Consider the following 12,801-nt stretch of genomic DNA (forward strand, 5'->3'; position numbering starts at 1 on the left):
GTCGACAAACCGGTCCCACTGCTGCAGCACCGCCGGGCTCGGCTCCGTCGTGCTGGAGACGACGACGTCCGCGCAGTTCTGCGGCTCTGCCCCCTCGCGGCCGCGTCTCGCGCGGCGCCGCGACAGGAAGGCCGTGTACCGGCCGATCGTCGAGTCCCTCGAGCAGCGCGTCATCGACCGTCCCTCCTGCATCTGCCTCGACGCAGGGTGCGTACGGATCCACCTACCGAAACACCGTTGTGGAAACACGCTCTCGATCGGACGAGCGGATGATCGAAGCTGACGCTCGACGCGGATCACGCCCTGGCGCGCAGCCTGGACAGCGCGGGTTCAGCACCTGAGCGCCGAGCGCATCCGTAGCGCGACTTGAACTCGCTGCAATGCCCGGCGGCCCCGCGGCGAGGACCGAGCAAGGTCATAGGCCAGGCGCAGCGCAATCGGGGTCACCAGCTCGACGGCCGACGGATACCGGTACGGCGTGCCGCCGAAGGTCAGCTTGGGCTGGTCACACGACGACACAGCCGCCCCACTGCCCCCGCTGAGCAACGCGTCGAGCGTGGCGTCGGAGAGCCCGCCAAAGTCCAGCCACCGCAGCCCGCGGGCCTTGCCCCACTGGATGATTTCCCATCGGATCGCGGCTGGAACGCTGAGCTGCGCCGCCTCCCCGCGGCGGTCGAAACCGGCGAACCGGCCCCGGATCATGCTGCCGCACACCGTCACCAGATCCGCAGCTACCGGCCGCCCGTGCACATACCCGACAAACAGCGCCACGTTCCCGCCCGCGGCGAGCTCCCGGTACAGCGTCTGCAGGTAAGCCAAGGGCGGCGGCGTGAAACCCTGGCGCTGCGCCGACTGCGTCATCAGCCGAGCCAGCAGCGGAAGGTCCTGCTCACCGCCGACAGACACCGTCACCCCGCGCCCCTCCCAACGGTGCGGCCACGACCGCAACCGCCGACCGAACCGGCTCCGGATCTGCGCGAGGTCCTCGGTCAGGTCGATCCGGATTGAGCCGACCGGGGCGATGCCGGCCGACGAGGGACGGAAGCCGCGGGTGAGCAGATCCGCGCTCACCGCGTCGGCCCCTTCAGGCGGCTGGACAAATATCATCCGCAGCTGACATGGCCCCAGCGCTCGAAGTGCGTCGGCGATCGCGGTCCGGACCGCGTCGCCGTCGCCGTCGCCGTCGCCGTCGCCGTCCGAGTGGTCCACCACCGGACCGTAGGACACGTACCCCACCCGACCCACCACCGGCAGCCGGCGATGCAGCAGGTGCGCCCCACCCACCAGCTTGCCGTCCCGGTGTGCGTGGATGTACAGCGAACTGAACCCAGCCGATGCGCGCACCCGCGCCCACGCCGACAGCTGCGTCACATCGGTTCCCGGCGTGCGTTCGACAAGCGCATCCCACTCGTTGAGAACAGTCCGGCCCGGTGTGGTGTAGATGCTGACTGTCGACGCCGACGGTGGCCGGCGCTCCGGCCGGCGCGACAATGATCTGTCAATGCGCTCGTCGGGCATCCGAATCGACGTCCTCCTTCGGTGTGCACACCATCATGCATCACCTGGATTACCGATGTACGGTGTGAACCCAGTCGCTGAGGCATTGGCGACTGTTACGCCCACTGCTTCCCAAAGTTGTCGCTCAGTGCCGCATTCGAGTGGTTCGTACTGATCTCGCAAGATGCGCGAAGCTGTGCGGCTGCCGTTGATCGGCTACAGCTGGGCTTGAGGAGCGGTGGTCTTCTAGCGGAGCCTCTCATAGGGCGTCTGGCCACCGAGTCCGCCGTGTGGCCGGTGGTAGTTGTAGTACCTCTTCTGGGTGTTCGCCAGGTAGATATTCAACACTGCGCGCGGCTGGGTGCCGTCATCGATCGCGGTGTACTGGTAGTACCCGCCGCCGCGGTGCTCGCATCGGGACCGGTGGCATGCGTAACGCGATGCCGGCAAACAGTACTGACGTCCCACCCTTGGACCGGCACAGAGAAGGTGGTGCCCGCATCGCGCCGCAGATCGACCAACCGGCTCCATAGGCAAATTGGCGAACTCGCCAGACGCTCGCCATGATCAATGAGAGTTCGCCATAATCAACGAGGCTCTACACGGGCTGCTCGCGAGCAGCTGCGCGCTGGAGCCGGTCGGCCGCCTCGCCGCGATCGTTGAGTCGTCCGGCGATGACTCGGCGATGAAAGTCAGAGCGTCGCGGTCGCGGATACCGGCGAAGGAGTCGTCGTCATCGAGGTGGCCAGGGCAACGGTCTCGGCGTCGTCGAGGCGGTCGTCCTTAACGAATGCGCGAGCTGCCGAACGCGGACCGTGCTGAAGCAGCCGCGCGCCGCGCGCCGTGACACGTCGCACGACACGAACTGCAGTCGGCTGGGGTGGTTGCTGGTTCGTGCTGAGGATGGTCGTGTCGCTGTTGTTGCTGGTAGAAGCTCGGAGAGGTGTCGTCGGCTCGCCTTGGACCCGAGCGGTCGCAGGTTCGGAACCCTGCCGCGCCCACCAATCCGAACAGCAGCGGAGTCACCGGCGGATCAGCGAGAGCCTGCCACCACCGGAAGATCGTCATTCAACCGGCGCCGGGCGACGAAGCGGAACCGGTCGCCGCGGAAGACCGACCGGGTCCACTCCACGATGCGGCCGTCGGCATCCCAGCCGGTGCGGTGCACGAGCAGCATCGGCAGACCGGTGTCGACGCCCAGCAGCGAGGCCTCGATCGGGTCGGCCAGCGCTGTCTCGACGATGTCCTCGACCGCCTCCAGTTCGATGTCGAACACCTCACGCAGGGTGCGGTAGAGCGAACCCCCCCGCTCCAGCTGAACGGCGAGGTCCGGCAGTGGCTCGGGCAGGTGCGCGATCTCGTGCGCGATCGGTTCGTCGCCGGCCGTCCGGAGACGCTCCACCCGATGGATCGGCGTGCCCGGGTCCACCTGCAGGTGCGCCCCCACCTCCGCGTCCGCCGGTTCGCAAGTGATCTTCAGGATCACGCTGCCCGGCCGCCAGCCCTCCTCCTGCAGATCCTGCGAGAAGGAGGTGAGCTGGCGGACCTGCATGAGCTTGGGCTGCGCGACGAACGTACCCCGGCCCTGCGTGTGTTCCAGCCGGCCGTCCACGACCAACTCGGCGATCGCCTGGCGGAGGGTGGTGCGGGAGGTGCCGAACCGCTCGGCCAGGTCGCGTTCCGTCGGCACGGCCGCTCCGGGATCCAGGCCGGCGATCAGCTCCAGGATCTGGTTCTTCACCTGGTAGTACTTCGGCACCTTGACCACGTCGCCACCCTTCGTTCGGACCTCGCTGGTCGCCGCCGGCCCCACCCTAACGATATTGGCCTAGACCAATCAACCAGGGGTTGCCGCCGATCGGACTGCTGGTGCCGTGTGACTGTGACTCGAGCCACAGCGACTGGACCCTTGACGGCCAAATTGGTCTATGCCAATCTGCCTCTACCGAGTTGGTCTACACCAATTTTGCCACCGTCGATCCCGGGTCCTGCGGATCGGCTCACCCCTGGAGGACTGCCCTGTGGGCCCTTCCCGCACCGCTGCCCGACGCGTCGACCGGCCCACCGGCCCGGGTCTCGCCGAGGGACCGACCAAGAAGACGTCCGGCCTGCGCATCCCCGGGTTCGCCCAGTTGCAGCGGCTCGGCAAGAGCTTGATGCTGCCGATCGCGCTGCTACCCGCCGCCGGCATCCTGCTGCGGCTCGGCCAGCCCGATCTGCTCGGTGGGATCAAGACGCCGGTGATCGGCCCGTTCTTCGAGGCGATGAGCGCGGCCGGCGGTGCGGTGTTCGCCAACCTTCCGCTGCTGTTCGCCATCGGCGTGGCCATCGGCTTCGCCAAGAAGGCCGACGGCTCGACGGCCCTGGCCGCAGCCGCCGGTTACCTGGTCATCGAGGCCGTCTTCAAGGCGATGTCACCGGTCGTCCTGGACGGCGTGCTCGACCAGGCCGGTGAGCAGGCCCAGATCAACTACAGCGTGTTCGCCGGCATCCTGGTCGGTCTGCTCACCGCGCTGCTGTTCGACAGGTACCACACCATCGCGCTGCCGTCGTATCTCGGGTTCTTCGGCGGTCGCCGATTCGTACCCATCGTGGTGTCGGTGACGTCCCTGGTCCTCGGCTTCGGCCTCTCGTACTTCTACCCGATCTTCAACGTGGGCCTGACCGGCGTCGGCCAGTTCATCGGCGGATCCGGCGCTCTCGGCGCCTTCACCTACGGCTTCGCCAACCGCATGCTCATCCCGGTCGGCCTGCACCACATCCTCAACACCTACGTGTGGTTCCTGTTCGGCGACTACCAGGTCCCGAGCGGCGCGGTCGTAACCGGTGAGCTGACCCGGTTCGCCGCCGGCGACCCCACCGCGGGACTGCTGACCGCCGGCTTCTACCCGATCCTGATGTTCGGCCTGCCGGCCGCGGCGCTGGCGATGATCCACATGGCCGACAAGAAGCAGAAGAAGATCGCCGTCGGCATCCTCGGGGCGGCCGCGATCACCGCGTTCCTGACCGGCGTCACCGAGCCGCTCGAGTTCGCGTTCATGTTCGTCGCGTTCCCGCTCTACGTCGTGCACGCCGTGCTGACCGGCCTGTCGCTGGCCATCGCCTACCTGCTCGACATCCACCTCGGCTTCTCGTTCTCGGCCGGCCTGATCGACCTGCTGCTCTACGGCAGCGCTCCGGCAGCCAAGAACGTGTGGCTGCTGATCGTCATGGGCCTGGTCTTCTTCGTCGTCTACTACGTCCTCTTCCGCCTGGCCATCCGGTGGTGGAACCTGCGAACCCCCGGTCGCGAGCCGCGGGACGAGTTCGAGGCCGAGCAGGCCGCCAACCTCGAGGACGAGCACGGTGTCCTGGTTCCCGGCGGCGGAGCCGACAGCAAGGCTGAGCGCCTGATCGCCGCCTTCGGAGGCAGGGAGAACCTGGTGAACGTCGACGCGTGCATCACGCGGCTGCGGATGGAGGTCGTGGACAGGGACCAGGTCGACAAGGCTCGCCTGAAGGCACTCGGCGCCGCCGGTGTGATCGAGGTCGGCAACAACGTGCAGGCCGTCTTCGGCACCCAGGCCGAAATCCTCAAGGGCGAGATCACGGACGCCATGGCCGGTCCCACCCCGGTCGTGGTGGACACCCCGGCGCCGGTGAGCACTCCGGCGACGCCCGCCCCGGCCAAGCCCACCGAGGCCGGAAGCGCCGGGGGCACCGAGGTTCTCGCCCCGGTCCGCGGCCGAGCTGTGCCGATGCGGCAGGTCCCGGACCCGACCTTCGCCGACGGCCTCGTCGGCCCCGGCGCCGCCATCGACCCGCCCCACGAGATCGTCGACGCGGTGGCCCCGATCAGCGGGACCGTGCTGCAGATGTTCCCGCACGCCTACGTCATCGTGAGCGCCGACAGCATCGGCGTGCTGGTCCACCTCGGCCTGGACACGGTCCAGCTGAAGGGTGAGGGCTTCACCGCTCACGTGGCCAAGGGCGACACGGTCGAGGCCGGCCAGCCGATCATGACCTACGACGTGCCCTCCGTGGTCGCGACCGGCCGGAACCCGATCGTGCCTGTTGTGGTCATGGAGAAGCAGCCTCAGGACATCCGGCTGGACGACGTCATCGCGGCCGGCGGCGAACTGACCACCGCGCAACCGATCATCGCTGTCACCCACTGACCCACGGAGTCGGGCCGCTGGAGGAGTCCTCCGGCGGCCCGGTCCGTCGCGCTGCCGGCATGCCCGATCACGACAGAGGAACATCCCATGGAAATCGTCATCCTCCCGGACAACCAGGCGATCGGTTCGCTCGGTGCGGACGCCGTCGAAGACCTGCTGCGGCGCAAGCCCGACGCGGTCATCGGCCTGGCTACCGGCTCGTCGCCGCTGGCCATCTACGACGAACTGGCCAACCGGTACTCGAACGACCGCCTGTCCTTCGCGAAGGCGCGCGGCTTCACCCTGGACGAGTACGTCGGACTGCCCGCCGACCACCCCGAGAGCTACCGGAACGTCATCGACAAGGACTTCGTCTCACGGGTCGACTTCGCCCCGGGCGCCGTTCGGGGACCGGACGGCCTGGCCCAGGACATCCAGGCCGCGTGTGCCGGCTACGAGGAGGCGATCGCTCGGGCGGGCGGGGTCGACCTGCAGATCTTGGGCATCGGCACCGACGGCCACATCGGCTTCAACGAGCCGGGCTCCTCGCTGGCCTCGCGGACCCGCATCAAGACCCTGACCAGGCAGACCCGGATCGACAACGCCCGATTCTTCGGCGACGTGCTCGACGCGGTGCCCACGCACTGCCTGACGCAGGGCCTCGCCACCATCATGTCCGCCCGGCACGTGCTCCTCGTCGCGACCGGCGCCGGCAAGGCCGAGGCGGTCCACCACCTGGTCGAGGGCGCGGTCAGCGCGATGTGGCCGGGAACCATCCTGCAGCACCACCCGCACGTGACCGTCCTGCTGGACGGCGCCGCGGCCGGCAGGCTGCAGTTGGCCGACTACTACCGCCAGACCTACCTGGCCAAGCCCGCCTGGCAGGGGATCTGACTCCACCTCGCAGAGACTGCGTGTACCGCGCAGGGGCGATCGTCACTGCGAGGTGTCCCGGAATTCTGCGAAGTGCGACGAACGGGCGCGCCTGGCGGGTCAGCCCTCAGTCGGTGCACGTCCAGCTGTAGCTGCCGCTGATCATGCCCTTCGGGGTGGTGGGGTTGCCCTGCTCGCCTTCCTTGAGGTCGGTGAACGTGAAGCTGCCCGATCCGTCCGCGTTGATCACCGCCTGCGCCGTGGTCTCGTCGGCGAGCTGATACGGCGTGGTGTCGATGGAGACGTCGATGACGCCTCCCACCGACCTGATCACGTCCTTCTCGTAGGTGCCCGGTCCGGCGTACTCGCGGATCTCGTTGACCGCGGAGACCTTCTTGCCGCCGATCTCCTCGCCCAGCAACCCCGGCAGCTGAAGGTCGCCGCCGGGCGACTCGCCCTTCGCGAAGTCGGCGCAGGTGCCGAGGTTGAGCGCCTGGGCGGTCCCCTGCACGGTCGCCGCGCCGGTGATGTCGACCGTGATGCAGAAGCCCGACTCGGATCCGCAGGCGCCACTGCCGCCACTGCCGCCGCCGCTGCCGACCGCGGCGTCCGCGGTATCGGCGCCGGCGGCGGCAGGTGCCGAGCCGGCCGTGGGCGCCGAGCAACCGGCCACGCCCGCGAGCACAGCAGTCGCGGTGGCAACCAACCACCTCTTCGTGGGGGAGACCATGACAGCCCTTTCTCGGAGCGGAAGAGAGACCGCGGTCGACCGACGCTGGACCGCGACGGCTGATGATCATGGGAAGATCGGCAGACTCTAGCGCGGGTGCCGCCCGAGGTGAACCTGCCCTGACCGGCGCCGAGACCGTCAGCCGAGGGTGGCCAGGGCACCGGGAGCGATGTCGATGCGCACCGGTGTGCCGGCGTCGAGCGCGAGCAGTTCGCCGTCGAGCTGCAGGGGGATCGGCTTGAGGGTGGTGAAGGCGTAGTGCTCGGCGGTCGGCTGGGGGCCCAGGCCGCGTGTGGCAGCTCGGAGGGCGACGCCCAGGACCCGCCACTTCGCGGTGTGCGGCAGCATGATCACCTCGAACCGTCCGTCGTCGGGGGGCCCGGTCTCGCTGAGGGTGGCGTACTTGGCCATCTCGGCGATATTGGCGAACAGCAGGCTGTCGAAGCTGCGCCGGGTCCCGTCCTCGAGCTGGATGGTGAAGGGCCGGAACTTGGCGAAGGTCCGGACCACGGACACGATCTCCTTGAGTGAGCCCTTCCCGCCCTTCTCGAGGTCGATCGCCATGACGGGTGTCAGGCCCATGCCGATGTAGGAGTGGGCGTACTGCGACCGGGCGTGCACACCGCCGCCGATGGTCAGGCGCAGCAGGTCGATGCGGCGGACCTCGCCGGCCGTGATGGCGTCGACGAGTGGGCGCTGCGCGGTGGTCCTGCGGTGGTCGTTGGCGTTGCCCGCCGCCTTGACCGCGCAGACGGCGTTGTCGTTCCCGGCCTGCATGACCCCGTCGACGACCTCGTTGTACCCGCCGTCCCCACTCACCGACACGATGAGCGGATGCCCGGTCCGCGCGGCGTCGCGGGCGAGGTCACGGGCATGACCGGCGTGCTCGGTGGGGCACGGGTGTACCGGGACTCCGGGCAGCCGCTCGGTCAGGTCCGTGCGCAGCTCCTCGGCCAGCTGCGGCCCGTCGCCGGTGCTCTGCGGGTTGAAGATGACGACGATCCGGTCGAAGGACGCCTTCACATGCGGCGGTAGCGCGATTGGAGGATGGCGAACAGACCGAAGGCGGCGAATCCGAGGGCGACCGCGGTGAGCAGATACCGTCCGAACGGCTGGGCCAGGATGGTCTGCAGGGCACCGTCGAGTCCTTGGGCCGTCTGCCGGTCGAAGGTGACCGTGGCGTAGGTGAGCAGGCCGCCGACCACGCCCATGGCCACGCCCTTGGCGACGTATCCGACCTGCCCGAGCCGCAAGACGCCCGAGCGGACCGCCGGGGACATCGACGAGGTGTCGATCTCCTCGGTGAAGGATTTCCTGATGCCTTTGACGATGCCGGCGATGCCGACACCGATGACGACCAGGCCGGCGGCGACGACGAGCACCCGGCCCCCGGGCCAGGCGAGCACCCCTGTGGTGGCCTGCTCCTGGGACTGGGAGCTCGACGATCCGGAGCCGAGTGCCACCAGCGCCGCGCTGACCGCGAGGGCGGCGTAGACAACCGCCTTGGCCCCGCTGGTGATCTGCTTGCGGACGCGCTTCCTGCGATCCCGGTCGGGGTGTCCCCAGACGGCTTCGCTCGTCTGCCAGAGCGCGAGTGCCAGCAGGCCGACGGCGACCACCCAGAGCAGGACCGTGCCGAAAGGTTGTTGTGCGAGTGTTCCCAGCGCGCCGGAGGTGTCGGCGCTGGTGCCGCCGGACGTGCCCCAGGCGATCTGCAGGGCCAGCCAGCCGACCAGGAGGTGGACCACGCCGTAGGCGATCAACCCGCCGCGGGCGAGCCACTCCAGTGACGTGCTGTCTCCGGCTTGTTCAGCTCTGCTCTCGGTGGTGCCGTCGGTCGTGGTGGCCATCGTCGCCCTCCCTCTCACTGCTCGTCGTGCTCGAGTCGCCCACGGGCGTGGCCGATCGCCAGATATCCGGCGCCGGCGCCCAGCTCCGTCACCTGCAGGTCGGGGACGAACCCGGCCAGCAGCCGCCACGGCTGGTCGAAGCCGGTGAAGTCGTGGATGAACGGTGCGTGCAGGTCGGCCACCCAGGCGCGCAGCGCCACGTTCCACCGGGGCGGCCATTTCCCGCCGGTGGCGGCCACCGCCGCCCCGGGCCGCAGATGTGCGAACACGTGGGTCAACGCGGCCGGCGACTGCAGCACGTCGTGCACCGCACAGAACAGTGCGGCGTCCGCGACGTCGTCGATCGACGCCTCCGCCACCGGCGCGGCGAGCAGACGCACGTTGTCCCAGCCGTGCTCGATCACCCGGGCACCGGCCACCTCCAGCATCTGCGCGGAGGCGTCGATCCCGACGATGGTGCCCGACGGGCCGACCTTGCGCTGCAGCAGCGGCAGGCACAGTCCGGTGCCGCAGCCCACGTCGAGAACCGTGTCACCGCGGTGTGCGGGCAGGTGCTCGACCACGAGTTCGCGCCAGCGGCGGAACGCGTCGGTGCGCCGGTCGTAGCGGTCGGCTTGGCTGCGGTAGGCCTGCGAACCTGCCGCTTGCCCGGATGACGGCTGCCCGAGATCGGGTGCCGATGTTGCAGGGGAGGGCACGGGTGCTGCCATGGTGAAGCCTTCTCAGGATGAGTCGTGGTGTTCGGCGAGCCAGTCGCTCAGGACAGTGGCGAACCGGGCGGGGCTCTCCACGTGGGGCAGGTGTCCGCAGTCGGCGAACAGCGCGAGCCGTCCGTGGGGCAGGCGATCCACCGTGGCCTGCGCCTGCGAGGCGGGCAGGACGTAGTCGCGTCCGCCCCAGACGACCAGGGTGGGCATCGTGAGTTCGGGCAGCCGGTCGAGCAGGACCTCGCGCTGGCCGGTGGCGTCGAACAGGGCGCGGGCCATGGCGGTGGAGGCCTCCAACTGGCCCGGGCGCCGTCCCAGGGCGTGCTGTTCGTCGAAGAACTCCTTCGGCACCCGCGAAGGCTGGGCGAACAGCATCGCGGCGGACATCGACGTGCGCCCCACGTCTCCGCCCGGCAGGCGGCTGATCATGATGGCCAGCTCGCCGATGATCGGCAGGGTGTCCAGGGCGAGCAGGGGATGGACCTCACGGCCCAGACCGGCACTGTCGACCAGGATCAGGGTCCGGACTCGCCCCGGGTCGGCCAGGGCCAGGCGCAGTGCGACCGCGCCGCCGATGGAGTTTCCGACCACGTGCAACGCCCCGACGCCGAGGGTGTCGAGAAAGTCGGCCACGAGCGGGGCCAGGTCGGCTCCCGGGGCATAGCCGCCCGCTGCCGGGCCGCTGTCGCCGTGTCCCGGCAGGCTCAGAGCCAGCACCCGGTGGGTGCGGGCGAGCACGGGGACCACCCACCGCCAGCTGGTGGCACTCTGCTCATGGCCGTGCACCAGCAACAACGGCGGCCCGTACCCGGCCTCCAGATACTGGAGGTCCACCCCGTCCACCCGGATCCGACGATCGTGGACGAGGGGTTCGCCCTGGTCCTCGACGACGTGCTCGGACGGAACGGACCTCGAGCTGGCCGACATGGAACTCCCCGATGTACGCGTCGTGATCGTTGACCGATCGCGTCACCAGGGTCCGGGGCAACTCGTGTTGGCATCCTATATCAGCAGGAATGATCGGCCGGGATCTGCAGACGAGTGCTGCAGCCCCGGCCGCCGTGCTCAGTGCCGTCCGCCGTGGCCGACGCCGCGCCGGCTGTAGATGCCGGCGACCAGTGCCACGCCGATGACGGCGACGACGAGCTGGACCAGTAACTCGAGCCAGTCGATGCCGCTGGTCGCGGTGGAGATCCCCACCGCGCGAGCCAGGACGGTGCCGATGACGGCGGCGACGATGCCGACGACGATCGTCAGCCAAATTGGGATGTTCTGCCGACCGGGAAGGATCAGTCGCGCGAGAGCGCCGATGATGGCGCCGACGACGATCGCGGTGATGATGCCGGTAATGGTCATGTGATTCTCAATTCATGTCGTACGGTCCGCGCGGGGGTATTGCCCGCGCGTGATAACGGTCCGCAATGGTCATGCGGCGATCGCTGCAACATGAATGCGGCGTCGATGCGGCGTCGCGAGACGGACGGCCGTCCGAGGTCGTCCAGGTAATAACTCAGAGCTTCGTGGTGGTACGGGCGTCGATGTTCCCGGCCGCCAGCATGGTGGCGAAGAACTGCTGCTGCAGCTTCATCACGTCCCCGGCCATGTCGAACCACGCGGTGACGACCTTCGACATGTCGGGAGCGGGTGTGAATGCATCCGCAGGGTTGGACGTCGCCGCCCTGACCCTGTCGGTCACCTGATCCAGCGTCCGCTGGACGCCACCGGGCTCCCGGCGGGGCTCGCGACCGTCAGCGAGCTCGCCGCGGTCTCCGTGCCACTGCTCACCCCGCGCGTCCCGCTCGGTGCGGTCATCCCGGGCATAGCCGTCGTCGCGGTCGCGGACGCCCACCAGATCCTGCTCACCGCGCAGATCCTGCTCACCGCGCAGGCTGTCCCCGTCGACGTACGGCTGGCTGCCGCCGGTACGTCGGGTAGCTGTGGACGGCCGATTCGTTGCCCGAGTCATGTCACTCCTCCGTCGTGCGATGTCGTACCCGGGCAGAACGCCGAGGTCACGCGATGCGCTGGCCTCACCATCCAGCCTGCGCTACGCTGTAGATATTATGTGTAGACCTACGATGTAGCAAGTGCATGGCGGACGCAGGGGAGTGATCGTGACCAGCGACTCAGGGCGCGTCCGTCGGGCGGTCACGCCGCAGCCGCCGGGCCGGCGCACGGGGTTGACCCGCGAGCAGATCCTCACCGCCGCCGTGGCGATCATCGACGCCGACGGTGTCGAGGCGCTGACCATGCGCAGGCTCGGGCAGGCCCTCGACCGCGACCCGATGGCGATCTACCGGCACGCCGCCGACAAGGACGCCCTGCTCGACGGCGTCGTCGAGCACGTCGCTGCCGAACTCATCACGCCCCACGAGTCCGACAAGAACGGGAACGGCGACCGGGACGGGGACTGGGAAGCGCAGCTGCGGCGCATCGCGCACACGTTCCGCAGGGTGGCCCTCGCCCACCCCCGGGTGGTGCCCTTGCTGCTGACCCGGCCCCTGTCCGGCCCGCTCGCCCTGCGACCCCTGGGCACGCTCCAACTCCTGGAGGAACTGATCGAGCTGTTCACCGCCGCCGGGTTCGACCAAACCGGAGCGCTGCACGCGGCCCGGCTGTTCAGCGGGTTCTTCTACGGTCACGTCCTGCACGAACTCCAGGAACAGATCCAGAACCCCGACGAGACCGACGACCTGCTCCGCCTCGGACTCCACCGGCTGCCCATCACCCAGTTCCCCCGGCTCCGGTCCCTCGCCACCACGCTGGCCGCCTACGACGGCGCCGCCGAACTCGACGAAGGACTCACCATCGTCCTCGCCGGCCTGCACAGCCAACTGCGCACCTGATCAGGCCGGGAAGGCCCTGGACCGCTCTGTCGGACCTAGTACTCCAGCCGCAGTTCGTGATCGACAGTGGTCTATCCTCTCGATCTTGTGTTCGTGGAGGAGGATCTTGCTGCGTGGTCGGCCGGGTTGGACGGGTTGTTCGCGCAGGTCGCGGGCAGGTTC

General features: G+C 69.1%; 12 protein-coding genes. 3 read left to right on the plus strand and 9 right to left on the minus strand.

From position 1 onward, the window contains the following. Window positions 1-330 precede the first annotated feature (330 nt). Together RM445_RS29230 and RM445_RS29235 are read right to left on the minus strand one after the other, a co-directional pair. Window positions 331-1,518: a lipid II:glycine glycyltransferase FemX gene (locus tag RM445_RS29230; RefSeq protein WP_311560095.1), complete on the minus strand. Its 1,188-nt coding sequence runs from the start codon at window positions 1,516-1,518 to the stop codon at window positions 331-333. A 1,012-nt stretch (window positions 1,519-2,530) separates the two neighbouring features. After that, window positions 2,531-3,265 (minus strand): GntR family transcriptional regulator, encoded by a 735-nt coding sequence (locus RM445_RS29235; protein ID WP_311560096.1) that lies wholly within the window; start codon window positions 3,263-3,265, stop codon window positions 2,531-2,533. Between the two features lie 253 nt (window positions 3,266-3,518). Between RM445_RS29235 and RM445_RS29240 the strand changes: the two genes are divergently transcribed. Together RM445_RS29240 and nagB are read left to right on the plus strand one after the other, a co-directional pair. Beyond that, entirely contained in the window at window positions 3,519-5,654 is a 2,136-nt protein-coding gene (locus RM445_RS29240) for a glucose PTS transporter subunit IIA (RefSeq protein WP_311560097.1), read from the plus strand. 87 nt (window positions 5,655-5,741) lie between these two features. Next, entirely contained in the window at window positions 5,742-6,527 is a 786-nt protein-coding gene (gene nagB, locus RM445_RS29245; RefSeq protein WP_311560098.1) for a glucosamine-6-phosphate deaminase, read from the plus strand. Between the two features lie 106 nt (window positions 6,528-6,633). On the opposite strand, the gene RM445_RS29250 is transcribed toward nagB, so the two are convergent. The 7 genes from RM445_RS29250 to RM445_RS29280 form a co-directional block, all read right to left on the minus strand. Further along, the gene (locus RM445_RS29250; protein ID WP_311560099.1) at window positions 6,634-7,179 is read right to left on the minus strand and encodes a hypothetical protein; all 546 of its coding nucleotides are present in this window, start codon (window positions 7,177-7,179) and stop codon (window positions 6,634-6,636) included. A gap of 195 nt (window positions 7,180-7,374) precedes the next feature. Beyond that, the gene (locus RM445_RS29255; protein ID WP_311560100.1) at window positions 7,375-8,259 is read right to left on the minus strand and encodes a diacylglycerol/lipid kinase family protein; all 885 of its coding nucleotides are present in this window, start codon (window positions 8,257-8,259) and stop codon (window positions 7,375-7,377) included. Then, window positions 8,256-9,086, minus strand: coding sequence for a DUF1206 domain-containing protein (locus RM445_RS29260; protein WP_311560101.1), 831 nt, complete (start codon window positions 9,084-9,086; stop codon window positions 8,256-8,258). Before RM445_RS29260 ends, RM445_RS29255 begins: the two co-directional genes overlap by 4 nt. A gap of 14 nt (window positions 9,087-9,100) precedes the next feature. Next, on the minus strand, window positions 9,101-9,796 hold the full coding sequence (locus RM445_RS29265; RefSeq protein WP_311560102.1) for a class I SAM-dependent methyltransferase: 696 nt from the start codon (window positions 9,794-9,796) through the stop codon (window positions 9,101-9,103). 12 nt (window positions 9,797-9,808) lie between these two features. Further along, window positions 9,809-10,720, minus strand: a complete 912-nt coding sequence (locus tag RM445_RS29270) for an alpha/beta fold hydrolase (protein ID WP_311560103.1) — start codon at window positions 10,718-10,720, stop codon at window positions 9,809-9,811. A 138-nt stretch (window positions 10,721-10,858) separates the two neighbouring features. Next, window positions 10,859-11,149 carry a GlsB/YeaQ/YmgE family stress response membrane protein gene (locus RM445_RS29275; RefSeq protein ID WP_311560104.1) on the minus strand — a complete coding sequence of 97 codons (291 nt, stop codon included), beginning with the start codon at window positions 11,147-11,149 and terminating at the stop codon, window positions 10,859-10,861. Window positions 11,150-11,303: 154 nt separating this feature from the next. Continuing rightward, window positions 11,304-11,759, minus strand: coding sequence for a hypothetical protein (locus RM445_RS29280; RefSeq protein WP_311560105.1), 456 nt, complete (start codon window positions 11,757-11,759; stop codon window positions 11,304-11,306). A gap of 148 nt (window positions 11,760-11,907) precedes the next feature. On the opposite strand from RM445_RS29280, the gene RM445_RS29285 reads away from it, so the two are divergent. Next, window positions 11,908-12,639 carry a TetR/AcrR family transcriptional regulator gene (locus tag RM445_RS29285; RefSeq protein ID WP_311560106.1) on the plus strand — a complete coding sequence of 244 codons (732 nt, stop codon included), beginning with the start codon at window positions 11,908-11,910 and terminating at the stop codon, window positions 12,637-12,639. The last annotated feature ends 162 nt before the right edge of the window (window positions 12,640-12,801 follow it).

The sequence above is a fragment of the Pseudonocardia charpentierae genome (assembly GCF_031845345.1).
GTDB classification, from domain to species: Bacteria; Actinomycetota; Actinomycetes; order Mycobacteriales; family Pseudonocardiaceae; genus Pseudonocardia; species Pseudonocardia charpentierae.